The sequence below is a fragment of the Sinimarinibacterium flocculans genome, from assembly GCF_003201205.1.
GTDB classification, from domain to species: Bacteria; Pseudomonadota; Gammaproteobacteria; order Nevskiales; family Nevskiaceae; genus Solimonas; species Solimonas flocculans.
The window spans coordinates 55939-82122 of record NZ_QICN01000007.1 but is presented as its reverse complement, the minus strand read 5'-3'; the positions used below and the strand labels follow the sequence as shown (position 1 = coordinate 82122).

The 26184-nt window shown below is 68.4% G+C and carries 30 protein-coding genes; 10 read left to right on the top strand and 20 right to left on the bottom strand.

The window, feature by feature from the left end:
- Nucleotides 1-6 precede the first annotated feature (6 nt).
- The 4 genes from C8D93_RS13085 to C8D93_RS13070 are packed head-to-tail and all read right to left on the bottom strand — an operon-like array spanning nucleotide 7 to nucleotide 2648.
- Entirely contained in the window at nucleotides 7-312 is a 306-nt protein-coding gene (locus tag C8D93_RS13085) for a HigA family addiction module antitoxin (protein WP_110265649.1), read from the bottom strand.
- 41 nt (nucleotides 313-353) lie between these two features.
- The gene (locus C8D93_RS13080; protein ID WP_110265648.1) at nucleotides 354-632 is read right to left on the bottom strand and encodes a type II toxin-antitoxin system RelE/ParE family toxin; all 279 of its coding nucleotides are present in this window, start codon (nucleotides 630-632) and stop codon (nucleotides 354-356) included.
- Between the two features lie 51 nt (nucleotides 633-683).
- The gene (locus tag C8D93_RS13075; protein ID WP_211307337.1) at nucleotides 684-2009 is read right to left on the bottom strand and encodes an MATE family efflux transporter; all 1326 of its coding nucleotides are present in this window, start codon (nucleotides 2007-2009) and stop codon (nucleotides 684-686) included.
- A gap of 3 nt (nucleotides 2010-2012) precedes the next feature.
- The gene (locus tag C8D93_RS13070; RefSeq protein ID WP_110265647.1) at nucleotides 2013-2648 is read right to left on the bottom strand and encodes a hypothetical protein; all 636 of its coding nucleotides are present in this window, start codon (nucleotides 2646-2648) and stop codon (nucleotides 2013-2015) included.
- 85 nt (nucleotides 2649-2733) lie between these two features.
- Between C8D93_RS13070 and C8D93_RS13065 the strand changes: the two genes are divergently transcribed.
- Nucleotides 2734-3009 (top strand): acylphosphatase, encoded by a 276-nt coding sequence (locus C8D93_RS13065; protein WP_110265646.1) that lies wholly within the window; start codon nucleotides 2734-2736, stop codon nucleotides 3007-3009.
- A 41-nt stretch (nucleotides 3010-3050) separates the two neighbouring features.
- Here C8D93_RS13065 and C8D93_RS13060 read toward each other — a convergent pair whose 3' ends face one another.
- Together C8D93_RS13060 and folE are read right to left on the bottom strand one after the other, a co-directional pair.
- The gene (locus C8D93_RS13060; RefSeq protein WP_110265645.1) at nucleotides 3051-4046 is read right to left on the bottom strand and encodes an acyl-ACP desaturase; all 996 of its coding nucleotides are present in this window, start codon (nucleotides 4044-4046) and stop codon (nucleotides 3051-3053) included.
- A 102-nt stretch (nucleotides 4047-4148) separates the two neighbouring features.
- Complete coding sequence (gene folE, locus C8D93_RS13055) at nucleotides 4149-4700, bottom strand: GTP cyclohydrolase I FolE (protein ID WP_211307336.1); 552 nt, start codon at nucleotides 4698-4700, stop codon at nucleotides 4149-4151.
- Nucleotides 4701-4801: 101 nt separating this feature from the next.
- Between folE and C8D93_RS13050 the strand changes: the two genes are divergently transcribed.
- Both C8D93_RS13050 and C8D93_RS13045 read left to right on the top strand, forming a co-directional pair.
- Entirely contained in the window at nucleotides 4802-5602 is an 801-nt protein-coding gene (locus C8D93_RS13050) for a ParB/RepB/Spo0J family partition protein (RefSeq protein WP_110265643.1), read from the top strand.
- Nucleotides 5603-5748: 146 nt separating this feature from the next.
- Nucleotides 5749-6519, top strand: coding sequence for a M48 family metallopeptidase (locus tag C8D93_RS13045; RefSeq protein WP_170124023.1), 771 nt, complete (start codon nucleotides 5749-5751; stop codon nucleotides 6517-6519).
- Nucleotides 6520-6802: 283 nt separating this feature from the next.
- Here C8D93_RS13045 and mnmG read toward each other — a convergent pair whose 3' ends face one another.
- Genes mnmG through C8D93_RS13030 form a run of 3 tightly spaced genes read right to left on the bottom strand, consistent with a single transcriptional unit; the run spans nucleotide 6803 to nucleotide 9449 of the window.
- The gene (mnmG, locus tag C8D93_RS13040) at nucleotides 6803-8686 is read right to left on the bottom strand and encodes a tRNA uridine-5-carboxymethylaminomethyl(34) synthesis enzyme MnmG (protein WP_110265794.1); all 1884 of its coding nucleotides are present in this window, start codon (nucleotides 8684-8686) and stop codon (nucleotides 6803-6805) included.
- A 50-nt stretch (nucleotides 8687-8736) separates the two neighbouring features.
- Nucleotides 8737-9138 carry a hypothetical protein gene (locus C8D93_RS13035; protein ID WP_110265641.1) on the bottom strand — a complete coding sequence of 134 codons (402 nt, stop codon included), beginning with the start codon at nucleotides 9136-9138 and terminating at the stop codon, nucleotides 8737-8739.
- Between the two features lie 2 nt (nucleotides 9139-9140).
- Nucleotides 9141-9449, bottom strand: coding sequence for an Mpo1-like protein (locus C8D93_RS13030; RefSeq protein ID WP_110265640.1), 309 nt, complete (start codon nucleotides 9447-9449; stop codon nucleotides 9141-9143).
- 215 nt (nucleotides 9450-9664) lie between these two features.
- On the opposite strand from C8D93_RS13030, the gene rimK reads away from it, so the two are divergent.
- Nucleotides 9665-10570: a 30S ribosomal protein S6--L-glutamate ligase gene (gene rimK / locus C8D93_RS13025; protein WP_110265639.1), complete on the top strand. Its 906-nt coding sequence runs from the start codon at nucleotides 9665-9667 to the stop codon at nucleotides 10568-10570.
- Between the two features lie 17 nt (nucleotides 10571-10587).
- Here the strand turns inward: rimK and vapC are convergent, their stop codons facing one another.
- The 11 genes from vapC to C8D93_RS12975 all read right to left on the bottom strand — a co-directional run bounded on the left by vapC (nucleotide 10588) and on the right by C8D93_RS12975 (nucleotide 18684).
- On the bottom strand, nucleotides 10588-10998 hold the full coding sequence (gene vapC / locus C8D93_RS13020; protein ID WP_110265638.1) for a type II toxin-antitoxin system tRNA(fMet)-specific endonuclease VapC: 411 nt from the start codon (nucleotides 10996-10998) through the stop codon (nucleotides 10588-10590).
- A gap of 1 nt (nucleotide 10999) precedes the next feature.
- On the bottom strand, nucleotides 11000-11230 hold the full coding sequence (locus C8D93_RS13015) for an antitoxin (RefSeq protein ID WP_110265793.1): 231 nt from the start codon (nucleotides 11228-11230) through the stop codon (nucleotides 11000-11002).
- An 83-nt stretch (nucleotides 11231-11313) separates the two neighbouring features.
- Nucleotides 11314-13011: a Na(+)/H(+) antiporter subunit D gene (locus C8D93_RS13010; protein ID WP_110265637.1), complete on the bottom strand. Its 1698-nt coding sequence runs from the start codon at nucleotides 13009-13011 to the stop codon at nucleotides 11314-11316.
- On the bottom strand, nucleotides 13004-13276 hold the full coding sequence (locus C8D93_RS13005) for a hypothetical protein (RefSeq protein WP_211307334.1): 273 nt from the start codon (nucleotides 13274-13276) through the stop codon (nucleotides 13004-13006). Before C8D93_RS13005 ends, C8D93_RS13010 begins: the two co-directional genes overlap by 8 nt.
- Nucleotides 13273-14781, bottom strand: a complete 1509-nt coding sequence (locus tag C8D93_RS13000) for a proton-conducting transporter transmembrane domain-containing protein (protein WP_110265635.1) — start codon at nucleotides 14779-14781, stop codon at nucleotides 13273-13275. The genes C8D93_RS13005 and C8D93_RS13000 overlap by 4 nt, the downstream gene beginning before the upstream one ends.
- Nucleotides 14778-16250 carry a monovalent cation/H+ antiporter subunit D family protein gene (locus C8D93_RS12995; protein WP_110265634.1) on the bottom strand — a complete coding sequence of 491 codons (1473 nt, stop codon included), beginning with the start codon at nucleotides 16248-16250 and terminating at the stop codon, nucleotides 14778-14780. The genes C8D93_RS13000 and C8D93_RS12995 overlap by 4 nt, the downstream gene beginning before the upstream one ends.
- Complete coding sequence (locus tag C8D93_RS20965) at nucleotides 16247-16612, bottom strand: cation:proton antiporter subunit C (protein WP_211307333.1); 366 nt, start codon at nucleotides 16610-16612, stop codon at nucleotides 16247-16249. Before C8D93_RS20965 ends, C8D93_RS12995 begins: the two co-directional genes overlap by 4 nt.
- Nucleotides 16609-17601, bottom strand: coding sequence for a DUF4040 domain-containing protein (locus C8D93_RS12990; RefSeq protein WP_211307332.1), 993 nt, complete (start codon nucleotides 17599-17601; stop codon nucleotides 16609-16611). The genes C8D93_RS20965 and C8D93_RS12990 overlap by 4 nt, the downstream gene beginning before the upstream one ends.
- Complete coding sequence (mnhG, locus tag C8D93_RS12985; RefSeq protein ID WP_110265633.1) at nucleotides 17598-17927, bottom strand: monovalent cation/H(+) antiporter subunit G; 330 nt, start codon at nucleotides 17925-17927, stop codon at nucleotides 17598-17600. The genes C8D93_RS12990 and mnhG overlap by 4 nt, the downstream gene beginning before the upstream one ends.
- Complete coding sequence (locus C8D93_RS12980) at nucleotides 17924-18211, bottom strand: MrpF/PhaF family protein (RefSeq protein WP_110265632.1); 288 nt, start codon at nucleotides 18209-18211, stop codon at nucleotides 17924-17926. The genes mnhG and C8D93_RS12980 overlap by 4 nt, the downstream gene beginning before the upstream one ends.
- On the bottom strand, nucleotides 18211-18684 hold the full coding sequence (locus C8D93_RS12975) for a Na+/H+ antiporter subunit E (protein WP_170124022.1): 474 nt from the start codon (nucleotides 18682-18684) through the stop codon (nucleotides 18211-18213). The genes C8D93_RS12980 and C8D93_RS12975 overlap by 1 nt, the downstream gene beginning before the upstream one ends.
- Nucleotides 18685-18901: 217 nt before the next feature.
- On the opposite strand from C8D93_RS12975, the gene ndhC reads away from it, so the two are divergent.
- Genes ndhC through nuoG form a run of 6 tightly spaced genes read left to right on the top strand, consistent with a single transcriptional unit; the run spans nucleotide 18902 to nucleotide 26175 of the window.
- Nucleotides 18902-19288 (top strand): NADH-quinone oxidoreductase subunit A, encoded by a 387-nt coding sequence (gene ndhC, locus C8D93_RS12970; RefSeq protein ID WP_110265630.1) that lies wholly within the window; start codon nucleotides 18902-18904, stop codon nucleotides 19286-19288.
- Nucleotides 19289-19292: 4 nt separating this feature from the next.
- The gene (locus C8D93_RS12965) at nucleotides 19293-19931 is read left to right on the top strand and encodes a NuoB/complex I 20 kDa subunit family protein (RefSeq protein WP_110265629.1); all 639 of its coding nucleotides are present in this window, start codon (nucleotides 19293-19295) and stop codon (nucleotides 19929-19931) included.
- Nucleotides 19924-21693 carry an NADH-quinone oxidoreductase subunit C/D gene (gene nuoC, locus C8D93_RS12960; protein WP_110265791.1) on the top strand — a complete coding sequence of 590 codons (1770 nt, stop codon included), beginning with the start codon at nucleotides 19924-19926 and terminating at the stop codon, nucleotides 21691-21693. Before C8D93_RS12965 ends, nuoC begins: the two co-directional genes overlap by 8 nt.
- 2 nt (nucleotides 21694-21695) lie before the next feature.
- Nucleotides 21696-22169 carry an NADH-quinone oxidoreductase subunit NuoE gene (nuoE, locus tag C8D93_RS12955; protein ID WP_110265628.1) on the top strand — a complete coding sequence of 158 codons (474 nt, stop codon included), beginning with the start codon at nucleotides 21696-21698 and terminating at the stop codon, nucleotides 22167-22169.
- Nucleotides 22166-23479 (top strand): NADH-quinone oxidoreductase subunit NuoF, encoded by a 1314-nt coding sequence (nuoF, locus tag C8D93_RS12950; RefSeq protein WP_211307330.1) that lies wholly within the window; start codon nucleotides 22166-22168, stop codon nucleotides 23477-23479. Before nuoE ends, nuoF begins: the two co-directional genes overlap by 4 nt.
- Entirely contained in the window at nucleotides 23476-26175 is a 2700-nt protein-coding gene (gene nuoG / locus C8D93_RS12945; protein WP_110265627.1) for an NADH-quinone oxidoreductase subunit NuoG, read from the top strand. Before nuoF ends, nuoG begins: the two co-directional genes overlap by 4 nt.
- The last annotated feature ends 9 nt before the right edge of the window (nucleotides 26176-26184 follow it).

Sequence of the window (26184 nt, the reverse complement as noted above, 5' to 3'; positions counted from 1 at the left end):
CAGTCGTCAGGCTGCCTGAGCGCGGAACGTTCGCACGCGGGCCGCGATGCGAGCCTTGTTCTCGCGTAGCGCCACGCGCATATCGAATTCGGTCTGCAGGTTCATCCAGTAGCGCGGGTCCATGTCGAAGAAAAGCCCGAGCCTCAACGCGGTGTCGGCCGTCACCGGGCGCATCCCATTGACCAGCTCACTGATGCGGCTCGGTGAAACGTCGATATCCGCCGCCAGCTGGCGTGCCGTGATGCCCATCGGTTTCATGAACTCTTCGAGCAGAATCTCGCCCGGGTGAATCTCATCCAGCATCTTGGCCATGTCGAAGTCCTCGTTATTCAGCCCGTCTCTCAGCCCGTCTCTCAGTGATAGTCGACGATCTCGACGTCATGAGCACCCTGATCGCGCCAGATGAAGCACACCCGCCACTGATCGTTAATGCGGATACTGTACTGGCCGCTCCGATCGCCTTTGAGCACTTCGAGCCGGTTGCCGGGCGGAATGCGCAGAGCGGACAGAGCGGTGCTCGCATGAATCTGCAGCAGCTTTCGTCTGGCTGCCCGTTCGATGTTCCGGAAGCGCGCAACGGCTCGGCTGTTGAACAGCGCTTCGGTGTCCCGGCACGCGAAGGAGCGGATCATGGCCCAGTATATTCCGTGATACGGAATCCGTAAAACAGGTACCGTAACGTCCTAGACCGTGATCCGCACCCAGTCCCGGCGCTGCCAGGCGACGATGAAGATGCCGGCCTGCAGCAGTCGATAGCTGCCCATCGCCAGCCAGATCGCGGTCAGCCCGTAACCGAGCACCGGGCCCAGCAGGTAGGCGACGGGCAGGAACAGGCCCCACTGCATGCCGGTGGCGACCAGCATCACCAGCCGGCTTGCGCCGACGCCGAGCAGGGCCTGCATCATGATCAGGCCGAGCCCGTCGAGCAGGATCGTGGCACCGACCAGGCGCAGCGGCAGTACGCCGATGTCGACCAGGACCGGATCGCGCACGAATACCGCGAGCAGCGGTCCGGGCAGCAGCAGCATCGCCGCGGCAAGTGCCACGAAGATCCAGATGCCGGTGCGATAGACATCCCAGGCCCAGCGATGCGCCAGCTCGGGTTCGCGCCGGCCGAGCGCCTGCGCCGAGAGCGTGGCCGCGGCGATCCCCAGGGCGATGCCGGGGAGCACGGCGGTCAGCGTGACCGTCGTCAACACGTTGGCAACGGCCAGCTCCGCGGTGCCGACCTGGCCGACGATCCAGAACAGCGCCGCAAAGCCGCTGGCGAACAGCAGTTGCTGCACCGACGAGGGCAGGCCGATGGCCAGCAGGCTGCGGAACTGCTCGGCCGTCGGCAGGCGCTGCAGGAAGCCCTGCGCGCGTGCGTGCAGCAGGCCCAGGCGCAGGTAGAGCGCAGTGCCGACGAAGATCGCCAGCGTCGTGCCGAGTCCGGCGCCGGCGGTGCCGAGTGCCGGCAGGCCGAACAGTCCATGGATCAGCGCATAGCTGAACAGCACGTTGAGCACGTGCATCGTCACCAGCGTGCGCAGGTACAGGCCGGTGAGCTTGGCCGCGCTCCAGTAGCCGCGGAACGAGAAGTTCATGCCCACGGCGGCGATGGCGACCAGGCGCCACTGCAGATAGGGCACGCCTTCGCGCACCACGTCCGCGTCATCGACCAGGGCGGCGAAGATTGCCGGCGACGCGAGCACGAGCATTGCGGCGAGCGGTACGCCCAGTCCCAGCGACAACAGCAGGCCGCCATTGAGCGGCGCGGCCGCCTCGTCGTGGCGGTTCTCGCCGATGCGGCGTGCGGCAATCGCCTGCACCGCCGGCGAGAATCCGGTGATGAAGGCCACGGCCATGAAATTGAGGAAGCTCGCCAGGCCGGTCGCCGCCAGTGCGGCGGGGCCGAGGTCGCCGACCATCCACGCGTCGACGAGGTTCAGCAGGTTCTGCGACAGCATGCCGCCGAGGATCGGCAGCGACAGCGTCAGCACCTCGCGCCTGCGCGCGCTCGTATCCACGCGCTACTTTTGTTGCGCGGTATTGACGATCGCTGCGGCGAGCGAGAACGGGCGCTCGCCCATCTGTTGGCGCAGCCGTTCGGGAAGATGACGCTTGTCGATCTGCAGCACCGACACCTGTGCGAACCCGTCTGGCGCCTCGCCGGCCCAGGACTCGGCCACCGGCTGGTCCGCCGCGCGTTTCGGGCGGATGCCGAGCGCCGCGAGCTTGTCCTGTTGCGGCAGCAACTGATGGCTGCCGTCCGCGAGTGATGCGGTCGACGCCTGGACCTCGACCCAGCTGTTCAGATCGAGCTGCAGCAGCGGTTCGGCAAGCGTGCGCAGCGCCGGCACGTCCAGCGCCCGGGCGGCGACGCGTTGCACCACGCCACCGGCGCGTTGCGCCAGGCTCAGCGCCGTGCGCCCGTCGCTGCCGATCGCGGGGCGGGTAGCGTGCCCGGCATCCTGCTGCAGCGCAGGACGCAGCGCGCTGGCGAAGTTGGTCTGCAGGTGCGCGCGCAACCGCAGGCGCTCGCCGTCGGCATGCGGCTCGCTGACCATCTGCACCTGCACGCGCCACAGCGGCAGGTCCTGGCCCACCGGCAGTTCCGCGGCGAACGCAAGCTGACGCGCACCATCGACGGTCGGCGGCGCCGGCATGGAGACAAGCCGGCCGATGCGCCGGCGGATTCGCCTTAACATGGATGTGCTCGGGTGGGGCCCGGTTCGTCGGAGATCAAAGCGGATGCCGGCATCATATCGCTTCACGGTGCGCGGACGGGTGCAGGGCGTGTACTTCCGCCAGTCGACCGCCGACGAGGCAACGCGGCTCGGTGTGGAGGGCTGGGTGCGCAACTGCGCCGACGGCAGCGTCGAGGGCGTCGCCGCAGGCCCCGCGGAGGCACTCGAACGACTGCGCGAGTGGCTGTGCCACGGGCCGCCCGCGGCCCGGGTCGACGATCTGGCGTGGGCGGCAGCGGAATCGCCGCCGCTCGGCCCCGGTTTCCGGGTGCTGCGCTAGGCGCCTGGGCGGTTCCTGCCGCCCAGCCTCCTGGCCGGCGCTCAGCCGCCGCGGCCGGCGGCCATCTCGAAGGCGCGCTGGTAGATGAAGTCGAACGAGAAGCTGCGCGTGTGCGCCTTGGACTCGATGTACTCGGCCATGCGCTGCAGGCGCTTGGGCAGTTGCATCACCTTGTCCTGCGCGGCGCGCCCGACGGCGGAAAGGCCGTCGAGCTTGTCGATGGCCCAGTGCTTGAGCAGGTCCTCGATCAGCCGGAGGTATTCGCGTGGGCCGTAGATGCCGGCGCGGCGCTCGACCTCCGACATCTGGGCGTAGCCGGCGATGTTGTGGCCTGGCATCGCCAGCGCCGGCGCGATCGAGGCCAGCGCCGCCAGTGCGCGGTTGGTGTCGGCCTTGAGCACGGCGGTGAAGCTGTCGCGGTAGAACGCGTAGTGCCGCGCCTCGTCGGCGCAGATGTGCGCGAGGATCTTCTGCAGCTTGGGTTCGTACTGGCCGGCGAGGCGGCCGGCATTGGCGTGCGAGGTCTGCGTCGCCTTCTCCTGCAGGCTGGTGTACGCGAGCAGGCGGTAGGGGTCGTCCTTCCACTCCGGGTTGAAGCCGGACTCGATGTACTCGTACTGCATCTGTTCGAGCGCGCGCATGTCGAACAGGCGGGCATCGCGCACGTAGTCGCGCAGGATGCAGCCGTGGCGATCCTCTTCGGCGGTCCACAGGTTGTTCCACTCGGCCCAGACGCCGTCGTGGCCCATGTACTGCGCGACCAGTCGGTGGAAGTGCGGCAGACCTTCCTCGGTCAGCAGGTTCAGCGCCAGCGCGACGCGCACACTGTCCGGCAGGCCGCGGGCGCGCTCGCGCAGCGCCGCGATCTCGGCGTCGTGCTCGGCGTCGCTCTGCTCGTGTGCCGGCAGCAGGTCGCTGGGCATCCACAGCTTGCGGCTGTCGCGATGACGCTGCATGAACTCGGCAACCTGCGGCGCGACGGCGTCCAGCACATCGCGCTGGGCGCCGAGGTCGGGATTCTTGTCAGATGACAGCATGGCGGTTCCTCGACATCAGGATTCGATACGCAATCGTCGTACCAGACGAGCTCAAATTCTAGCCAGATTCAACGGCCTGAGCATGCCCGGCCGTCGGCGCGCTCAGCGTCCGGAACTGCGGATCAGCTCCAGGAATTCCTGGCGCGTGCGCGGATCGTCGCGGAAGCGGCCGAGCATCACCGAGGTGATCATGCTCGAATTCTGCTTCTCGACACCGCGCATCATCGCGCACAGATGCTTCGCCTCGATGACGACCGCGACGCCCACCGCACCGGTCACCTCCTCGATGGACTGGCCGATCTGCTGCGTCAGGTTCTCCTGGATCTGCAGCCGGCGCGCGTACATGTCGACGATGCGCGGAATCTTCGACAGGCCGATGACCTTGCCGCTGGGCAGGTAGGCGACATGCGCGCGGCCGAAGAACGGCAGCAGGTGGTGCTCGCACAGCGAATACAGCTCGATGTCCTTGACGATGACCATCTCGTCGTTGCCGGACTCGAACACCGCGCCGTTGACGATCTCGCCCAGGTCCTGCTCGTAGCCCTGGGTCAGGAACTCCATCGCGCGCGCGGCGCGGTGCGGCGTGCGCAGCAGGCCCTCGCGGTCGGGGTTCTCGCCGACCGACTCGATGATCGCGCGGTAGTGCTCTTCCATGGCGGCAGATGTTCTTGAAGGAGCCGGCATTATTCCACGTTGCCGTTGCGTGACTCCGCCGTCGGGCGGATGAGTGCCGGCGGGGCCCGTACAATGTGCGCATGACGTCCAACAAGGCCGCCGGTCAGGTCCGCGAGGTGCCGATCGATCTGATCCGGCCCGGCAGCCAGCAGGCGCGCCGCTACTTCAATCCCGAAGCCCTCACCGAACTGGCCGAGAGCATCCGCGAGTCCGGCGTGGTGCAGCCCGTGGTGCTGCGCACGCGCGTGTGGGGCTTCGAGCTGCTGGCCGGGGAGCGCCGCTGGCGCGCGGCCCAGCAGGCCGGCCTGCACGAGATTCCGGCGATCGTGCGCGACGATCTGTCGGACACCGAAGCCTTCGTCATCGGCCTGATCGAGAACCTGCAGCGCGAATCGCTCACGCCGATGGAAACCGCGTCCGGCCTCAAGCGGCTGGGCGAGCTGTTCGAGCTGACGCACGAGGAGATCGGCGAGCGCGTCGGCAAGTCGCGCGAGTACGTGAGCAACTATCTGCGCCTGCTCAACCTCGCGCCACCGGTGCAGGCCCTGGTCAACGAGGGACACCTGAACCCCGGGCACGCCAAGATTCTTGCCGCGCTGGCCTTCGACGAGCAGCTGCGCTGGGCCGACGAGGTCATCCGCCACCGCCTGTCGGTGCGCCAGCTCGAGCGCAAGCTCGCCGCCGCCCGCGCGCGCAAGATCGTCTTCAAGCCGGGCAAGCCCGGCGACTGGCAGGTGCTGGAGCGCGAGCTGTCCGATCTGCTTGCCTGCCCGGTGACGGTGCAGGCGGACAAGGCCGGCAAAGGTGAACTGCGCGTCAGGTTTCATTCGCTCGACGAACTCGACGGCGTGCTCGCGCGCATCGGCTATGCCGCGCGCTGACCGACGAAACCCAACGCGCGCTGAACATTTATCGACAGCGACCGGGGATAAGCTTGTGGATAAGGCCGATGTGCGGCGCAGCAAACGCCGCAAGATCGGGGCTTGGCTCCGGGCATGAACAAAAAATTACCGACCGGCGACGGCAGATGACAGGCCGCGATTGTCAAGCAGCGGACAGCCAGCTCGATCTGTTCCGCGCCGACTACGCGCTGCGCGAGCGCATCAGCGCGCGTGCCCGCAATCTGCGCATCGAAGTCCGCCCCGATCGCGAGGTCGTGCTCGTCTATCCGCGCTGGGTGCCGCGGGCCGAGGCCCTGGCCTTCCTGCATTCCCGCGAGGCCTGGGTGCGCGACAAGCTGGCCGAGCTGGAGGTGCGTGCGCCGGTGCCGGCGCGCGCGCGCTGGGACGGCACCGACGAGATCCTGTTCGGCGGGCAACTGGTGCCGGTGTGCATCGAGCCGGCGACGCTGCGCCAGATACAGGTCCGCCTGGAACCCGAGGTCGTCACCGTGTTCGCCCCGCCCGCGACCTGCCGCGAGCCGGCGCGGCTGGAGCGCGCGCTGCGGCACGCGCTGATGCGCCGCGCTCAGACGCTGGCGCGCCAGTTGCTCGACGCCGAGGCGGCGCGCCTGGGGGTGCGCTGGCACGCGCTGCTGGTGCGCGACCCGCGCACGCAATGGGGAAGCTGCGGCCCGGACGGGACTATCTCGCTGTCATGGCGCCTGGTCATGGCGCCGGCGGCGGCGTTCCGCTACGTGGTCGTCCACGAGCTGTGTCACCGCGTGCACATGGACCACTCGCCGCGCTTCTGGGCGCTGGTGGAGCGACAGATGCCGGACTTCGAAGTCCACAAGCGCTGGCTCAACGAGCATGGGCCGCGACTGCTGCATTATCTGCCGCCGCGGCGCCGCGCCTGAGACGCCCATCGGCGAAAGGCGCGGCACAAAAAGGTGAGCCCTCCCGCTTGGGGAACGGGAGGGCTCGGGGGTTGCCCCGCGGGGGGCTGCGGGGCAGGGGGGGGCTCGGTCAGGGTGCTCGATCTGCGTGCTGCGGCTGCGCGGGGCAGCGGCTCGTCCGGGGCAACACGCTAGGTCTGCATCGACACTCCCTTGTCTCGGCGCACACGTCCTGTGTGCATGAGCTTGAGATTAGACCGCGGCGCTGAATCCATCATGAACGCGGCCGCGCCCGCTGCGAGTGCTATCCCGCGCGCAACGCACCACGCTTCTTCAGGTGGATCATCAGCAGCGAAACCGCCGCCGGCGTCACCCCGGAAATGCGCGCGGCCTGGCCGATGGTCTGCGGCCGGTGGTCCTTCAGCTTCTGGCGCACCTCGTTGGACAGGCCGCTGACGCCGCCGTAGTCGAAGTCCGCTGGCAGCGCCGCGTGCTCATAGCGCTGGCCGCGCTCGATCTCGGCCTGCTGGCGGCGGACGTAGCCGGCGTACTTGGTGTCGATGTCCACCTGCTCGGCGATCGCCGCATCGATTCCGGCGTCGAGCAGGCCCAGCCGCTGCAGCACGGCGCAGGAACCCTGCGGCCGGCGCAGCAGGTCGAGGCCCGAGAGCCCGCCATCGTCCGGTGCGTCGCCGAAGACGGCGACGAGTGCAGGCTCGCGCAGTTGTGCGGGCTTGAGCCACAGCCGATCGAGGTCGTCGTGCAGGCGGGTGATGGCATCCTGCTTGGCGTTGAACGCTGCCCAGCGGGTGTCGTCCACCAGGCCCAGCTCGCGACCGCGCGGCGTCAGGCGGCGGTCGGCATTGTCCTCGCGCAGCAGCAGCCGGTGCTCGGCGCGCGAGGTGAACATGCGGTAGGGCTCGGAGGTGCCGCGCGTGATCAGGTCGTCCACGAGCACGCCCAGGTAGGCCTCGTACCGCTGCGGCTCCCAGGCCGGCAGTTCGCGCGCCTTGCGCGCGGCGTTGAGGCCGGCGAGCAGGCCTTGCGCCGCGGCCTCCTCGTAGCCGGTCGTGCCGTTGATCTGGCCGGCGAAGAACAGGCCGCCGATGACCTTGGTTTCCAGCGAGCGCTGCAGGTCGCGCGGGTCGAAGTAGTCGTACTCGATCGCGTAGCCGGGCCGGGTGATGCGCACCTGCTCCAGGCCGAGGATGGTCCGCACGAAGCGCTCCTGGATGTCGTAGGGCAGCGAGGTCGAGATGCCGTTGGGATACACCTCGCGCGTGTTGAGCCCCTCCGGCTCCAGGAAGATCTGGTGGCGGTCGCGGTCGGCGAAGCGGTGCACCTTGTCTTCCACGCTCGGGCAGTAGCGCGGGCCGGTCCCTTCGATCACGCCGGTGAACATCGGCGAGCGCTCGAAGCCCTCGCGGATGATTTCGTGCGTCGCCGCATTCGTGTGCGTGATGTGGCAGCTGATCTGGCGCGGGTGCTCGGCGACGCTGCCGAGGAACGAGAACACCGGTTCCGGCGTGTCACCCGGCTGCGCGTCGAGCTGCGCCCAGTCGATCGTGCGGCCGTCGAGCCGCGGCGGCGTCCCGGTCTTGAGCCGGCCGACGCGCGGATGCAGCTCACGCAGGCGCGCGGCTAGCGGCAGGCTCGGCGCATCGCCGGCGCGGCCGCCGGCATGCTGCGTGAGCCCCACGTGGATGCGCCCGCCCAGAAAGGTGCCGGTGGTCAGCACCACGCAGGGCGCGTGGAACCGCAGGCCCAGGCGGGTGACCACGCCGCGCACCTGCGTGCCGTCGACGATCAGGTCCTCCACCTCCTGCTGGAACAGCGACAGGCCGGGTTGGTTCTCCAGCGCCTCGCGCACCACCCACTTGTAGAGCATGCGGTCGGCCTGCGCGCGCGTCGCGCGCACCGCCGGCCCCTTCGAGGCATTGAGGATGCGGAAGTGGATGCCGGCGCGGTCGGCTGCGCGCGCCATCAGGCCGCCCAGCGCGTCGATCTCCTTGACCAGATGGCCCTTGCCGATGCCGCCGATGGCCGGGTTGCAGGACATCTGTCCCAGCGTCTCGATGTTCTGCGTGACCAGCAGCGTGCGCGCGCCGGCGCGGGCCGAGGCCAGCGCAGCCTCGGTGCCGGCATGCCCGCCACCGACCACGATCACATCGAAACGGTTGTCACTCATGCCCTGCTCCGCGAGGGCGCGCATTCTACGCCGGGCTGACTAAAAAGTGATCAGGGCAGCGGTGCGCGGTTGGGCTCGACGAAGGCGCGGCGCGCCTCGGCGGAATCCAGCAGGTCCGGCGCGTAGTGCTGCTCCACGAGCTTGCGGGCGTCGCGGAACAGCTCCGGGTAGGCGCGGACGAAGTCGTCCCAGTCGCCCGGCGTCTCGCGGCGGCGCACGTCGATCAGGTGCATCAGTGCCAGCGTCAGCGTGTGGTGGTACTTGTCCTCGGCGCCCACCCGTTTGACGAAGTCGCGCAGCAGCCCGGAGAAGCGATGCGCGGCCTGCGGCAGCGGGTCCTCGCGCAGGCATTGCCACGCGGCCCGCACGTGATCGCGATGGCCGAACTGCCCCGCTTCCAGACTGCCGTCCGCCAGCCCGCTGAGCAGACCGCGGCCGTCGAGGTCCGCCATGTTCAGAACTTGATGCGGCCGGTGAGCATCTGCCACCACATCTTCCAGTCGCCCTTGAACGACATCCACGGGTATTTGAACGTGGCGGGCTTGTTGTGCTCGAAGAAGAAGTGCCCGACCCAGGCCCAGGCATAGCCCTGGATCAGGCCGAGCAGCAGCAGCCAGGGATTGAGCGTGACCACGGCCGCGACCAGCAGCGCGATGCCGATGCTGCTGCCGATGAAGTGCAGCCGCCGGCAGGTGCGGTTGGAGTGCTCTTCGAGGTAGTACGGATAGAAGTCGTCGAAGCTCTTGAAATCGGTTGCCGTCATCGCCGAGTCTCCTTCACATGAACGGCCGATTATAGGGGCCGCCACTCCAAAGACCGACGTGATTATTAACGAACCTCAGCCAACGTTAGCGCTGGCGCGGGATTGACGCGAATCTCAGACGCCAGTGGAGCGTGGTCAACGTAGCCTTACAGAACAATGCCTTATGTCCTCCCGGCTATCACTCAGCTGAGGTTCGTTAGTAGTCAGGAAGACCGATGAAAATCGCGATCCTGTCGCGCAACCGCCGCCTGTACTCGACCCGGCGCCTCAAGCAGGCCGCCGAGGCGCGCGGCCACCAGGTGCGCATCATCGACGTGCTGCGCTGCTACATGAAGCTGCAGCCCGGCAAGCCGGAGATCTGGTACGGCCAGCGTCGCCTTGCCGGCTTCGACGCGGTGATCCCGCGCATCGGCGCCTCGGTGACCTTCTACGGCACCGCCGTGTTGCGCCAGTTCGAGATGATGGGCGTCTACACGCTCAACGAATCGGTCGCGATCACGCGGGCCCGCGACAAGCTGCGCGCGCTGCAACTGCTCGCCCGTCGCGGCGTCGGCATGCCGGCCACGGCCTTCGCGCATTCGCCGGACGACACCGACGGCGTCATCGGCCTGGTCGGCGGCGCCCCGCTGGTGCTCAAGCTCGTCGAGGGCACGCAGGGGCAGGGCGTGGTGCTTGCCGAGAACCCGCAGGCGGCCCGCTCAGTCATCGACGCCTTCCGTGGCCTCGATGCCTACTTCCTCGTCCAGCAGTTCGTCGCCGAGGCCGGCAACGCCGACATCCGCGCCCTCGTGGTCGGCGGCAAGGTCGTTGCCGCCATGCGGCGCACGGCGAAAGCCGGCGACTTTCGCGCCAACCTGCACCGCGGCGGCAGCGCCGAACCGGTCAAGCTGACGACGGACGAGCGTCGTGCCGCCGTGCGCGCGGCGCGCATCGTCGGCCTCAACGTCGCCGGCGTCGATTTGCTGCGCACGCCGCAGGGGTCGATGGTGATCGAGGTCAATGCCTCGCCGGGGCTGGAGGGGATCGAAGCGACCTCGGGCGTCGACGTCGCCGGCCGCATCATCGAGTTCGTCGAGCAGAACGCTCGGCCGCATCGAACGCGGACGCGGGGCGCGGGTTAGTAGGAGTTCCCGCGACGTCAGCTGCTCGCTGCCCAGTTCTGTAGCTTCAATCCGGGCACGCGCTTGAACTCGCGCTCATTGTTCGTGACCAGAATCAAGCCTTCTGCCTTGGCATGGGCTGCGATCCAGAGATCGTTGCCGCCGATTTTCTCGCCCTTGCGTTCGAGGTTCGCGCGAATTTCGCCGTACTCGGCTGCCGCAGCCGAGGGCATCTCCAGAACCGGCAACAGCGATACGAGGTCTGCCAGCCGTGCCAGCGCGATCTCGCGCTGCTTGCTCTTGTGCGCGCCATACAAAAGCTCGCCGTAGGTCACGACGGATAGAACCGCATCGCCTGCTTTGAGCTTCTCGAAACGCGCCAGAACTTCCGGAGGACGCTTCTGCCGGATGTAGATGCAGATGTTGGTGTCGAGCAGGAAGCGGGCCACCTCAAAGCCCCTTTCTCTTCTGCGGCGGCGGATCGTCGCGGCCGTCCTGGAAGAAATCGTCCGGCATGCCGGCGAGAAGATGAAACGCGCTGGCCATGCCCTTCCGCCTGGCCTTCAGCACAATCTCGTCCCCGCGACGGAAGATCTCGACCTCCGGTGCGTCGAGACGAAACTGCTTGGGCAGCCTCACCGCCTGGCTGTTTCCGGACTTGAAGACTCTAGCAATGGTCATGACAGGCTCCGCGTATATACACATCAGTATACACCCGGCCTGTTCGCCGGCCGACTTCCCCGGAGCTGCGGCTCGAATCTCGACTACCGCATCAGACTTGCCAACAGGAACAGCCCGAGCAGCACCGCTGTCCACAGCACCATGGTCCCGGTGGTCCAGGCGTCGGCGATGCGACCGTTCGGACGCAGCGCGGTACTGGCGCGGGTCGCCGAGCGCAGCGCGAACGATGACAGCGGCATCAGCACGCGGTCGCGGCCGGTGGCGAGCAGGCGCAGGGCGCTATCCCAGACGGCCGGGGCGAAGCGGCGGTAGGTCCAGTCGACGTCGAGGTTCAGCGACGGAATCTCGGGCGGGTACCAGCCGCGGCGGTAGAGCACGGCGAAGCCGGCGGCGGCGAACAGCAGCAGTTGCAGCTGCGTGATGACGTGCGTGGTCGTGTAGGCGTTGTAGTCGATGTCAAACGGCAGCAGCGCGTACAGCGGCGCGGGGTACAGGCCGATGGCTATGCACAGCACCGCGGTGAAGCCCATGGCGAGCAGCATGTTCAGCGGCGCCTCGTCGCAGCGCTTGCCGGAGTCGTGGGCGAAGAAGCTGAAGAACGGAATCTTGATGCCGGAGTGGTCGAGCACGCCGGCGGACGCGAACAGCAGCATCAGCCAGACGACCCACAGGTGCTCCTCGGCAACCGCGGTCAGGATCATCGACTTAGTGACGAAGCCGGACAGCAGCGGGAATGCGGAGATGGACATCGAGCCGACGATGCAGAACGCCGCAGTCCACGGCATCGACTTGTACAGGCCGCCAAGTTCCGAGGCCTTGATCGTGCCGACGCGGTACAGCACCGCACCCATGGCCATGAACAGCAGCGACTTGTAGAGGATGTGCGCGAAGGCGTGCGCGGCGGCGCCGTTGATGGCCAGCTCGGTGCCGACGCCGATGCCGCAGACCATGAAGCCGAGCTGGTTGTTGAGGCTGTAGGCCAGCACGCGGCGCAGGTCGTTCTCGATGACGGCAAAGAAGATCGGGAACAGGGTCATCGCCGCGCCGATCCAGATCAGCTCTTCCGTGCCGGGGAAGCCGCGCGCGAGCGCGTACACCGCGAGCTTGGTCGTGAACGCCGACAGCACGACGGTGCCGGTGACGGTGGCCTCGGGGTAGGCGTCCTGCAGCCAGTTGTGCATCAGCGGGAAGGCGCACTTGATGCCGAAGGCCAGGAAGATCAGCAGTGCCCCCGGCTCGGCCAGCTCCATGCGCTCGAAGTCGACGCTGCCGGTGGCCACGTAGCGCACGGCGATGCCGGCGATCAGCAGCACGCCGGAACCGACCTGGATGATCAGGTAGCGCATGCCCACGCGATAGGCGCGCTCGGTGCGCCGCGCCCAGATCAGGAACACCGACGACAGCGCCGTCAGCTCCCAGTAAAGCATCAGCGTGACGAGATCGCCGGCGAGCACGGCCCCGATCGCGGCGCCGGCATAGACCGTCGCGGCCACGTGCTGCAGCGTGTCCTTAAGGTGCAGCGCGTAGATCACCGCGAGCCAGGCGGCGATGTGGAAGATCACGGCAAAGATGAACGACAGCCGGTCGACCCGGATCGTCTCCATCGTCATGCCGAAGAATTGGATCGCGCCGCCATCGCCGTCGGGCAGGGCGATCAGCACGGCGAGGCTGGCTGCCGGCAGCAGCAGCATGAACAGCTTGCGCGGCCAGTCGCGCAGCAGCGGCAGCAGCAGGCCGCCGCCGATCATCAGCAACGCAGGATTGAGCAGCGCTTCAGTCATCGCTGTCTCCCTTGCCGCGCCGCTCGTAATAGTCTTCCGGGCGCTTGATCAGCCGCCGCAGCCCCTTGGCGCTCAGTACGATGAACACGTAGGCGCCGAAGCCGAAGAATGCGAAGAAGCCGAACCAGTGCTCGAACGCGAAGTGCCCGTGCTTCTCGTAGATCAGGTCGGCGAGCAGCAGCGCCGCGCACAGCGCGTACAGGCCGTAGACCAGGCGCGTGACGTTGCGCGGGCGGTCGAGCCAGCGGTCGTTGTCGTCGTTCATTCGAGGCGCCATCCGTAGCCGAGGCGGTGGGCGAGCGGTTCGACGAGCTGGTCTTCGAAGAAGAACAGGAAGAAGCAGGCCAGGGCGGTCAGGCACAGGGGCACGACGCAGGCCCACGGGGCCTCCCGGATTTTGCGGGTGCGCGCGGCGCGCGCCTCGCCGGACGGGTCGTCGGCGGCTGCCGGCGCGCCACGCTCGGGCATGAAGAACGCCCGGATGGGAATCGGCATCAGGTAGGCGATGCCGAGCAGCGAGCTGACCAGCAGTACGCCCATCATCACCGGCGTGCCGGCTTCGACCGCGCCTTCCATCAGCAGCAGCTTGTCCCAGCTGCCGGCCAGCGGCGGCAGGCCGATGATCGACATACCGGCGAGCGTGAACGCGGCGAAGGTGAACGGCATCTGCGGGCCGAGGCCGTCGAGCTCGCTCACCTTGGTCTTGTGCGCGGCGACGTAGATCGCACCCGCGCAGAAGAACAGGGTGATCTTGCCGGCGGCGTGGGTGACGATGTGCAGCGCACCCTCGATCAGCGCGTCCTGCGAGGCCAGTGCGGCGCCGAGCACGATGTAGCTGAGCTGGCTCACCGTGGAGTACGCCAGTCGCGCCTTCAGGTTGTCCTGGCGGATCGCGATGATGGCGGCGACGACGATGGTGAAGGCCGCGACCCAGGCCATGGGCTGGCCCACCGCCGAAAAGCGCATCGCGTCCATGCCGAAGAAGTAGATGGTGACCTTCATCACCGTGAACACGCCGGCCTTCACCACCGCTACTGCATGCAGCAGCGCGGAAACCGGCGTCGGCGCGACCATCGCCGACGGCAGCCAGCGATGGAAGGGCATCAGCGCCGCCTTGCCGATGCCGAACAGGAACAGCGCGTAAAGAATGCCGAGCACCTGTGGCGACGCATGTCCGGCGAGGATTCCGCCGTCGCGGAACTCCAGCGTGCCGGTGAGCGCATAGGTCCACACCAGCGCCGGCAGCAGCAGGCCGATGGACGTGACCAGCAGGGTGATCAGGTAGATGCGGGCGCCCTTGCGCGCTTCCGGCGTGCCCTTGTGCGCGACCAGCGGCCAGGTGGCGAGGGTCAGGACCTCGTAGCCGACGAACAGGGTCAGGCCGTTGCCGGCGAAGGCGATCACCATCGCCGCGAAGATCGCGATGGCGAAGCAGAAATAGAAGCGCGTCTGGTTCTTCTCCTCCGCCGCACGCATGTAGCCGATCGCGTATACCGAGGTGACCGGCCACAGGCAGCCGGCGACGCTGGCGAACAGCAGGCCCAGCGGCTCCATCTCGAAGGCGAAGGACAGGCCCGGCATCCAGGTCCAGAGTTCCAGCCGCGGACGCTCGTCGACGTAGGGCCACAGGCTGACGACCAGCGCGGCCAGCGCCACGCCGGCCACCAGCGTCGCCGCTTCGCGCAGGTTCGGCTGCTTGCGCAGCAGCAGCAGGCCGGCGGCGCCGCAGAGCGGCAGCGCCATCGCCAGCAGCATCAGCTCCGCCTTCATGGCGCGCCTCCGAGCAGGGTCTGCGCGGCGTGGCTGGCGACGCCGGCAATGGCGGAACTGTCGACCGCGATCCACAGCGTCAGCAGCGCGAGCATCCAGACGGTCGCGCTCATGCCGGGTGCGGCCGGCGCGGCCTTGCCACCGGGGGGTTCACGGAACCATGCGGTCTCGATGATCCTGCCGACGTAGACTAGGGCGAGCAGCGAGCTGGCCAGCATCGCCGCCAGCACCCACCACTGTTGGGCGCCGATCAGCGCCTGTGCCAGCGCCCACTTGCTGACGAAGCCCGCGGTCAGCGGCACGCCGATCAGGCCGAGCCCGCCGAGCAGCAGCGTCGCGAAGGTCCCGGGCATGCGCCGCGCGAGGCCGGCGAAGTGATCGAGCGACGTGCCGCCCGTTCGCAGCAGCACGATGCCGACGACGGCGAACAGCCCGCCCTTGATCAGGCCGTGGTTGAACAGGTGCAGGAACGCGGCGCGCAGGCCGGCCGGATCGGCGAGGCCGATGCCGACGACGATGTAGCCGATCTGGCCGATGCTCGACCAGGCCAGCAGGCGGCGCACGTCGGTCTGGAAGCAGGCGACGGCCGAGCCCAGCACCATGCCGACAACGCCCAGCAGCAGCAGCACCCGCCCCAGCGGCAGCACCTCGGCCACGAGCTCGCCGCCGAAGATGCCGTAGGCGTAACGCATGAAGGCGTAGAGCGCGATCTTGGCGCCGGCGCCGGCGAGGATGATGCTGGCCGCGCTCGAAGATTCGGCATAGGCGTCCGGCTGCCAGGCGTGCAGCGGAAAGACCGCGGCCTTGATCGCCAGGCCCACGGCAATGAAGCCCAGCGCCGCATGCAGCGCACGGTTGTCGTACAGCGGCGGCACGCGCTCGGCAAGGTCGGCCATGTTCAGCGAACCGGTCAGCGCGTACAGCAGGCCGATGCCGATCAGCACGAAGGTGCCGCCGACCGTGCCCATCACCAGATAACGGAACGCCGCGAGCAGCGCACGGCGATGGCGGCCCATCGCAATGAGCGCGTAGCCGGAGAGCGAGGAGATCTCCAGGAACACGAAGACATTGAAGGCATCGCCGGTGATGCCGATGCCCAGCAGGCCCGCCAGGTAGAGGCACAGGCAGGCGTAGTAGAGGTAGATGCGCGGGCGCTCGATCTCCGAGGCGACGGCGCGCGGCGCATAGATCGCCACGGCGACCGCCAGCACGCTGACCAGCAGCAGTGGCAGCACGTTCACCGCATCGACCACGTACTCGATGCCGAAGGGCGCGGGCCAGCCGCCCAGTGCGTAGCGCAGGGTGCCACCGTCGAAGGTGCGCGCGAACAGCAGCAGCGAGATCGCCAACGACGCCAGCGCGGTGGCGGCATAGACGCCCCAGGCCGCGCCCGGCCTGCGCAGCAGCACGCACAGTGGCGCGGCGAGCAGGGGGATCACCACCTGCAGCGCGGGCAGGTGTTCGGTCATCGCTGCGGTGTCTCCGCCGCGTCGCGCCGCAGCGCGTCGTCCTCGTCGGTGGTGCCGTAGGCTTCGTGAACCCGCACCGCGAGCGCCAGGCCCAGCGCCGTCGTGGCCACGCCGACGACGATCGCGGTGAGGATCAGCACGTGCGGCAGCGGATGCGAATACACGGTGAACTGCGGGTCCAGGATCGGTGCGGTGCCGCCACGCACCTTGCCCAGGCTGATGAACAGCATGAACACGGCGACCTGGAACACGTTCAGGCCGATCATCTTCTTGACCAGGTTGGCGTGGCTCATGACGACGTAGAGGCCGATCATCATCAGCGCCATCGCGATCCAGTAGTTGTAGTGGCTCAGCAGGCTCACGAGCGGCGCACCCCGCGGCCGGCGAAGCTGTAGAACAGCATGATCATGGCCGCCGTCACGGTGATGCCCACGCCCAGTTCCACCAGCAGGATGCCCAGATGCTGGCCGGCGGCCGGATCGTCCGGCGCGAGCCGGTTGTAGTCGAGAAAGCTGCCGCCCAGCATCAGCGTGGCGACGCCCACGCCGCCGTACACGACGACGCCGGTCGCGGCGAGCGGGCGCAGCACGCGCATGGGCACGCCGCTGCGCGCTGCGTCGAGGCCGAACACCAGTGCGTAGAGGATCACGCCGGCGGCGAAGATCACGCCGGCCTGGAAGCCGCCGCCGGGGCCGTAGTCCCCGTGGAACTGCACGTAGAGGCCGAACAGCAGGATGTACGGGATCAGCAGCTTGGCGACGACGCGCAGCACGCGTTGGCGGTCGCGCATCGGCGGCGGCACTTCCTCGACGCCGCGCGTCGCGCCGTGACCGAGCAGCATCAGCACCGCGATCGCCGCGGTGAAGATCACGACGACCTCGCCGAAGGTGTCGTAGCCGCGGTAGCTGGCGAGGACCGAGGTGACGACGTTGGGCACGCCGATCTCCTCGGCGGAGGTCACGAGGTAGCGCTCGGTCACCGGGTGGGTCTGCACCGGCGAGTCCGCAATGCCGAAGGCCGGCAGATCCTGGCTGGCGTAGACCAGCGCCGCACCGGTCGCAGCCGCCACCAGCAGCGCCGGCAGGCTGCGCGTACGCGGCGTCTCCTTTTCGCGGGTGCGGGTGAGTGCGAGCGCGCCGAGGAACAGCACGGTGGTCATGCCGGCGCCGACCGCAGCTTCGGTGAACGCGACGTCCACGGCGTCCTGCATCACGAAGATGCAGGCGCTGGTCAGGCTGAAGATGCCCGACAGCATCGCCACCGCGAACAGCTGACGGATCTGCGCGATGGCGATGCCGGTTGCCACCAGGATCGCGAACAGCGCGATGTCGATCAGCATCCAGCCGGTCATGAGGTCTTGCGCCCGCGGATGCCCTGGGGCCGGAAGCCGTCGCCCAGCGCGGCCTGCGCCAGCGCATGCGAGGCCGTGGGGCTGGTGAACATCAGGAAGAAGGCGATCAGCACCAGCCGCAGCGCCGTCGGGAACTCCTCGGTGCGCAGCAGCAGGCCGAGCACGATCAGGCCGGCGCCGGCGCTGTCGGTGATGCTGGCGGCGTGCGTGCGCATGAAGAACTCCGGCAGCCGGTGCAGGCCGGCGGCGCCGGTCAGCACGAACAGCACGCCGGCCGCGAGCACGAGATCGGAGAGGATCTGCAGCGCCACGTGCAGGGTGCTCACAGGTCGTCCCCGTGCGCACCGGTGGCCGAGGCGCCGAACTCGCCGTAGTGGCTGAGCTTGAGCACGGCGACGGTGCCGATGAAGTTGATCAGCGCGTAGACCAGGGCGATGTCGAGAAAGTCCGGCCGGCCGGCGAGAAAGCCGGCGACCGCGATGAACAGCACCGTCTTGGTGCCAAAGCTGTTCACGGCGAGGATGCGATCGTAGAGCGTCGGTCCGAGCACGGCACGCGCCAGCGCGAGCAGCATCGCGGTGAGCAGGCCGAGCGTCGCCGCGAGCAGCATCAGTGCAGTCCGGCGCGACGCAGGCGCCGCTCCATGTCGCCTGCCTCGATGGCCTGTAGCGTGTCGGCATCCAGCGCGTGGATCTCGATGCTCTGCTCGTCGACGGTGATCGACAGCGTTCCGGGCGTCAGCGTGATCGAGTTGGCGTAGGCGGCGCGCTCCACGTCGCTCATCCCACTCACGCCGGCCTTGCCGAGACCGGGAACGATGCGGGCGCCGGGCGTCCAGATCAGCCGCGCCACGGTCCATGCGGACTGCATCACCTGCAGCGACAGCCACAGCCAGTAGCCCGGAACGCGCAACAGCCACTTCAGCGTGCGCGCCTCGTCGTCGGCGATGTCGATCCGTCGGGCCAGCCACGCGACCAGCAGCACCGAGAACGCGCCAAAGCCGAGGAACAGCGGCGCGTAGTGTCCGGAGAGCAGCAGCCAGAACGCGGCGAGCATCACGGTCAGATTCACAAGCTGCGTCATCCGCGAACTCTGTAGGAGCGTTTTTAGCGATCTAGATGCCGGATGGTTGCCGAATGCGCGCGCAGCGTCAACGCATGCACCATGGCTGGGCGGATGCACATTTGACGTGCATGGCCGCATGAGGTTCAGATAGGCGGGCGGAACACGGAAAACTTCGATCGGCGCGCCGAGGCGCGCCATCGTGTGTTCGGCGGTTCGTCGCAGCGAGGAGCAAGCCATGGAACCTGGCCAGCTGGCGCTGTACGCGGCACTCGTCTTCGGACTGTGTGCGGTGATGCTGGGACTCTCCTGGGTCCTGGGGCAGAGGACCGCTGCGTCCCGTTTCGGCCGCGAACCCTACGAATCCGGCATCGTCTCCACCGGCGGTGCGCGCCTGCGGCTGTCGGCGAAGTTCTATCTCGTCGCGATGCTGTTCGTGATCTTCGATCTCGAGGTCGTCTACGTGCTGGCCTGGGGCGTCGCCGCACGCGAAGCCGGCTGGGCCGGTTACGTCGAGATCATGGTCTTCCTCGGCATCCTGCTGGCGGCGCTGGTCTACCTGTGGCGCTGCGGGGCGCTCGACTGGGCGCCGAAGGCGCAGAAGCCTGCGGACCGGCGCTACTAGGGTCATGGACTACAGCCTCAAGCGCATGGACGATCCGGGCGCGGCGCCGTCGCTCGACGAGCAGGTCCGCAAGAGCGTGTTCCTCGGCAAGCTCGAGGATCTCGCCCACCACGCGGTCAACTGGGGGCGCAAGAACTCGCTGTGGCCGTTCAACTTCGGCCTGTCGTGCTGCTACGTGGAGATGGCGACCGCGTTCACCAGCACGCACGATCTCGCGCGCTTCGGCTCCGAGGTGATCCGCGCGACGCCGCGGCAGTCCGACGTGATCGTCATCTCCGGCACGCCGTTCCTGAAGATGGCCCCGGTCATCAAGCTGCTCTACGAGCAGATGCTGGAACCCAAGTGGGTGATCTCGATGGGGTCCTGCGCCAACTCGGGCGGCATGTACGACATCTACTCCGTGGTGCAGGGCGTCGACAAGATCCTGCCGGTGGATGTCTACATCTCCGGCTGTCCGCCGCGTCCGGAGGCCTTCCTGCAGGCGCTGATCCTGCTGCAGAACTCGATCCAGTCCGAGCGCCGCCCGCTGTCGTGGATGGTCGGTCCGCAGGGGGTGACCAAGATGCCGGCGCTGTCGATGCGCGACGCCAGGCACGCAGAGCGCATGGCAGCGACCGACTTGAGGACGCCGGATGATGTCTAGCGCCGTCCTCCAGGAAGCGCAGCCGACCGGCATCGTCGGCGAGCTGTACGCGCGCTTCCCCGGCGAGGGGCTGGTCGAACAGGCGACGGCCGACGGCATGCCGACGCTGTGGGTGCCGGCGGCAAAGCTGCTTGCGGTGATGAAGACGCTGAAGCGTGAGCTGCGGCAGCCCTACCGCATGCTCTACGACCTGACCGCAGTCGACGAGCGCCAGCGCCAGCATCGCAACGGGCTGCCGGTGGCGGACTTCACCGTGGTCTATCAACTGCTGTCGATCGAGCGCAACGCCGACGTGCGCATCAAGGTCGCGCTGAGCGGCGATGCGCCCTGCTGTCCCTCGGTCACCGGCCTGTGGCTCAACGCCAACTGGTACGAGCGCGAGGTCTGGGACCTGTTCGGCATCCGCTTCGAGGGTCACCCGCACCTGGTGCGCATCATGATGCCGCGCACCTGGGATGGCCATCCGCTGCGCAAGGATCACTTCGCGCGGGCGACCGAGGCCGAGCGCCTGGTGATGGACCAGGCGCGCGTCGAGCGCGAGCAGGAGGCACTGAAGATCGATCCGGCCGAGTGGGGCATGCGCGAGGTCGCCGAGGACCACGACACGATGGTGCTCAACCTCGGGCCCAACCATCCGAGCGTGCACGGCGTGTTCCGCATCATGCTGCAGCTCGATGGCGAGCAGATCGTGCAGGCGGTGCCGGACATCGGCTATCACCATCGCGGCGCCGAGAAGATGGGCGAGCGCCAGTCCTGGCACACCTACATCCCGTACACCGATCGCATCGACTATCTCGGCGGGGTGATGAACAACCTGCCATACCTGATGGCGATCGAGCGCATGGCCGGCATCACGGTGCCGTCGCGCGCGCAGACCATCCGCGTGATGCTGTGCGAGTTCTTCCGCATCACCTCGCACCTGCTGTTCTACGGCACCTACGCGCAGGACGTCGGCAGCATGTCGCCGGTGTTCTTCATGTTCGTCGACCGGCAGAAGGCCTACGACGTCATCGAGGCGATCACCGGCTTTCGCATGCACCCGGCGTGGTTCCGCATCGGCGGCGTCGCCGCCGACCTGCCGAACGGCTGGGAGCGGCTGGTGCGCGAATTTCTCGACTGGATGCCGAAGCGGCTGAAGGACTACGAGAAGATGGCGCTGAAGAACACCATCCTCAAGCGCCGCAGCGTCGGCATCGGCACCTACAGCACGCAGGATGCGATCGACTGGGGCGTGACCGGCCCGGGACTGCGCGCGACCGGGCTGGCCTTCGACTGGCGCAAGGCGCGGCCGTACTCGGGCTACGAGCACTTCGACTTCGAGGTGCCGACCGGCAACAACGGCGATGTCTACGACCGCTGCGTCGTGCGCGTCGAGGAGATCCGGCAGTCGCTGCGCATCATCGAGCAGTGTCTCGACCACATGCCGTCCGGCGACTACAAGGCGCGCCATCCGCTGACCACGCCGCCGATCAAGGATCGGACGATGCAGGACATCGAGACCCTGATCCACCACTTCCTCAACGTGTCCTGGGGCCCCGTGATCCCGGCCGGCGAATGCACGATGACGGTCGAGGCAACCAAGGGGCTCAACAGCTACTACCTGACCTCCGACGGCGGCACGGCGAGCTACCGCACGCGCATCCGCACGCCGAGCTTCCCGCACCTGCAGATGATCCCGTATATCTCGCGCGGGCTGATGGTGCCGGACCTGATCGCGATCATCGCGAGCATCGATTTCGTCATGGCGGACGTGGATCGATAGCCATGCTCAGTGCAGAGGAGCTCCGCGAGATCGACACCGAACTCGGCCACTACGAGCAGGCATCGGCCGCGACGATCGAGGCCCTGAAGATCGTGCAGCGCCATCGCGGCTGGGTCAGCGACGAGGCGGTGGCCGACATCGCCGCGAAGCTCGGCAGTTCGCCCGCGGACGTCGACGCAGTGGCGACGTTCTACAACCTGATCTACCGGCGGCCGGTCGGCCGCCATGTGATCCACGTCTGCGATTCGGTGTCGTGCTGGATCATGGGCCAGCCGCGCCTGACCGAACTGCTGAAGCAGCGGCTGGGCGTCGATGTCGGACAGACCACGGGCGACGGCCGCTTCACGCTGCTGCCGATCTGCTGTCTCGGGACCTGCGACCGGGCGCCGGCGCTGATGATCGGCAGCGACACGCATCGCGATCTCGAATCGGTGGATGCGGCACGACTCGATGCGATCCTGGAGCGCTACTCGTGACCGCGCGCACCTCGCCGCCGGGCAAGCCACTGACCGACCGCATCCGGCCGGAGCATCCGCCGTACGGGCTCGCGGACTACGAACGCCACGGCGGTTTCCAGGGCTTGCGCGCGGCGCTGAAGATGGCGCCGCAGGACGTCACCGGCCTGATCAAGGCCGCGGGCCTGCGCGGTCGCGGCGGCGCGGGCTTCCCCACCGGCGTGAAATGGGGTCTGGTGCCGATGGGCGCCGAGGCGCCCAAGCAAAAGTACATCGTCGCCAACGGCGACGAGATGGAGCCGGGCACCTTCAAGGACCGGTTGCTGCTCGAAGGCGATCCGCTGCAGTTCATCGAAGGCATGCTCATCGGCGGCTACGCGATCGGTGCGAGCGTCGGCTACATCTTCCTGCGTGCCGAGTACGTGCTCGCCGCCGAACGCCTGCGCGCGGCCATGCGCGAATGCCGCGCGCGCCACCTGCTCGGGCGCAACGTCCTCGGCAGCGGCTTCGACTTCGAGCTGCACCTGCACACCAGCGCCGGTCGCTACATCTGCGGCGAGGAGACCGCGCTGATCTCCTCGCTCGAAGGCAAGCGCGCGATCCCGCGGGCCAAGCCGCCGTTCCCGGCGACGGCCGGGCTGTTCGGCAAGCCGACGGTCGTCAACAACATCGAGACCCTGTGCAATGTGCCGCACATCGTCCACTACGGCGCCGACTGGTTCCGCGGCCTGTCGAAATGCGGCGACGGCGGCACCAAGCTCTACGGTGCTTCCGGCAAGCTGCGCCATCCCGGCGCCTGGGAACTGCCGATGGGCACGACGGTGCGCGAGATCCTCGACGAGCATGCCGGCGGCATGCGCGCGGGGCTCAAGCTGCGCGGCTTCCTGCCCGGCGGCGCGAGCACCGACTTTCTCACTGCCGAGCATCTCGACCTGCCGATGGATTTCGACTCGATCGCCAAGGCCGGCTCGCGCATGGGCACCGGCACGATGATCGTGCTCGACGACCAGACCGATGTCATCGGCATGGTGCGCAACCTGCAGATGTTCTTCGCGCGCGAATCCTGCGGCTGGTGCACGCCGTGCCGCGACGGCCTGCCCTGGGGCGAAAAGATTCTCGCCGGCCTGCACACCGGCCGCGGACAGCCGGAGGATCTCGACGTGCTGCGCCAGCTCACGCGCTGGCTCGGGCCGGGCCGCACCTTCTGCGCACACGCGCCCGGTGCGATGGAGCCGCTGCAGAGTGCGCTCAAGCACTTCCGCGTGGACTTCGAGCGCGCGGCGAACCGCGGCGTGCCGATCACCGCGGCGAAAACGGGGGCGCAGACATGACCGTCTCGCGCAAGCCGCCGCAGGCCGGTATCCAGATCGACGGCAAGGCGCATGCCGTCGATCCCTCGCGCAACCTGCTCGAGGTCGCCCTCGAACTCGGCTACGACCTGCCGTACTTCTGCTGGCATCCGGCGCTGGGCAGCGTCGGCGCCTGCCGCCAGTGCGCCGTCACCCAGTTCAAGGACGAGAACGACACCCAGGGCCGCGTCGTCATGGCGTGCATGACGCCCTGCGCGGACAAGACGCGCTTCAGCCTTGCGCACGCCGACGCGGTGTCGATGCGCGAGGCGGTCATCGAGTTGCTGATGACCAATCATCCGCACGACTGCCCGGTCTGCGAGGAAGGCGGTGCCTGCCACCTGCAGGACATGACGGTGATGACCGGTCACAGCTACCGGCGCTTCCGCCATGCCAAGCGCACGCATGTGAATCAGGATCTCGGCCCCTTCGTCGGCCACGAGATGAACCGCTGCATCGCCTGCTACCGCTGCGTGCGCTTCTATCGCGAGTACGCCGGCGGCGGCGACCTGAACGTCTTCGGCGCCCACCATCATGTCTACTTTGGGCGCGCGTCCGACGGCATGCTCGAAAGCCCGTTTTCCGGCAACCTCGTCGAGGTCTGTCCCACCGGCGTGTTCACCGACAGGACCTACGGCGAGTCGTACACGCGCAAGTGGGACCTGCAGCAGGCACCGGGCGTCTGCCACCACTGCGCGCTCGGCTGCAACATCATGCCGGGCGAGCGCTACGGCCGGATCAAGCGCGTCGAGAACCGCTATCACGGTGCGCTCAACGGCTACTTTCTCTGCGACCGGGGCCGCTACGGCTATCAGTACACGAACGCGGACGATCGTCCGCGTCGCGCGCGGCTGAACGATGCGCCGGTCGCCGCCGAGGCGGCCGCCGCGCAGCTCGGCGAGTGGGTGGCGCAGGGACGTGCGACCGGCCGCGTGCTCGGCATCGGTTCGCCGCGCGCTTCGCTCGAAGCGAACCATGCGCTGCGTGCGCTCGTCGGCGACGCGAACTTCCATCGCGGCATCGCCGCAGGCGAGGTGGCCTGCGACGATCTGCTCGTGCAGATCCTGCGACAGACGCCGGCACGCCTCGCGTCGATCCGTGAAGCCGAATCCGCCGATGCCGTGCTGGTGCTCGGCGAGGACCTGCTCGCGACCGGCGCGCGGCTGGCGCTGGCGCTGCGCCAGTCGGTGCGCAACGTCGGGTTCGCGATGGCCGATGCCGCCAACGTGCCACGCTGGCAGGACCACTCGGTGCGCCTGCTCGCGCAGGAGACGAAGAGTCCGCTGTACATCCTCGGCCCGCGCGCGACCGGGCTCGACGACATCGCCCGCCGGTTCCATCGCGGCCGGCCGGCCGACCTGGCGCGACTGGCGCAGGAGATCGTGCACCTGCTCGACTACACGCAGCCGCGTGCGCCGGGACTCGACGACGACGCGATCCATCTCGCGCATGACATCGCCACGGCGCTGAAGACCGCGCAGCGCCCGCTGATCGTCGCGGGAACGTCGCTGGAGTCGACCGCGCTGCTGCAGGAGGCCGCGAATCTCTGCATCGCGCTGGACAAGGCCGGTGTCGCGCCGTCGATCGCACTGCTGCCGCGTGCCGCCAACAGCATGGGCACCGCCCTGCTCGGCGGCGGCGACACCGATGCGGCGCTGGCCCGCGTCGAAGCCAGCGAGGTCGACACCCTCGTCGTGCTGGAAAGCGATCTGTACCGGCTGGCGCCGGGTGCGCGCGTCGACGCCGCGCTGGCGCGGCTGCGGCAGCTCGTCGTCATCGATGCCGTGTCGACAGCGACGACGGCGAAGGCGACGCTGCTGCTGCCGGCCGGCAGCTTCGCCGAGACCGACGGCACGCTGGTGAACCACGAGGGCCGCGCGCAGCGTCACTTCCAGGTCTTCGTGCCCGGAGATACCGACATCCGCGAATCCTGGCGCTGGCTGCAGCAATCGGCGCCGGCGGCGGGCGTGGATTTCGGCGACACGCTCGATGCGCTGATCGCACAGTGCGCAGGCGCGAACCCGGCGCTCGCCGGCATCGTCGACGCCGCGCCGTCGGCGCGGTTCCGCCTCGCCGGCAGCCGCATCCCGCGGCAGTCCCACCGCTCCAGCGGCCGCACCGCGATGCACGCGCATCGCGACATCCACGAACCGCGGCCGCCGCAGGATGCCGACACGCCGCTGGCGTTCTCGATGGAGGGCGCGCGCAGCGGCGCGCCGCCCGCCGAGATCCCGATCTTCTGGGCGCCGCGCTGGAACTCGGTGCAATCGGTCAACAAGTTCCAGCACGAGATCAACGGCCCGCTGCGCGGCGGCGATCCGGGCGTGCTGTTGCTGGGGCGAGAGGCAACGGCCCCTTACTACGCGCGTCCGGCCTGGCAAGCGGCCGGGACGCTCGAAGTCGTCTGGCTGTACGAGCTGTTCGGGTCGGAGGAGCTGTCGGCGCGCGGTGCGGCAATTGCAACGCGTGTGCCGGCGCCGTATGTCGTCGTGCATCCGGACGGCGCCCATGGCCTTGCGCAGGGGCGCCGCGTCGAATGCAGCAGCGACGGACTGCGCTGGATGGCCGAACTGCGCCTCGACGAGACGATGGCGCCCGGCGCGGCCGGCGTGCCGCGGGGCCTGCCCGGCGTGCCGGCGGTGCGCGCCGGCGCCGCGCTGCGCGTGGAGGCGGCATGAGCGCGCGAC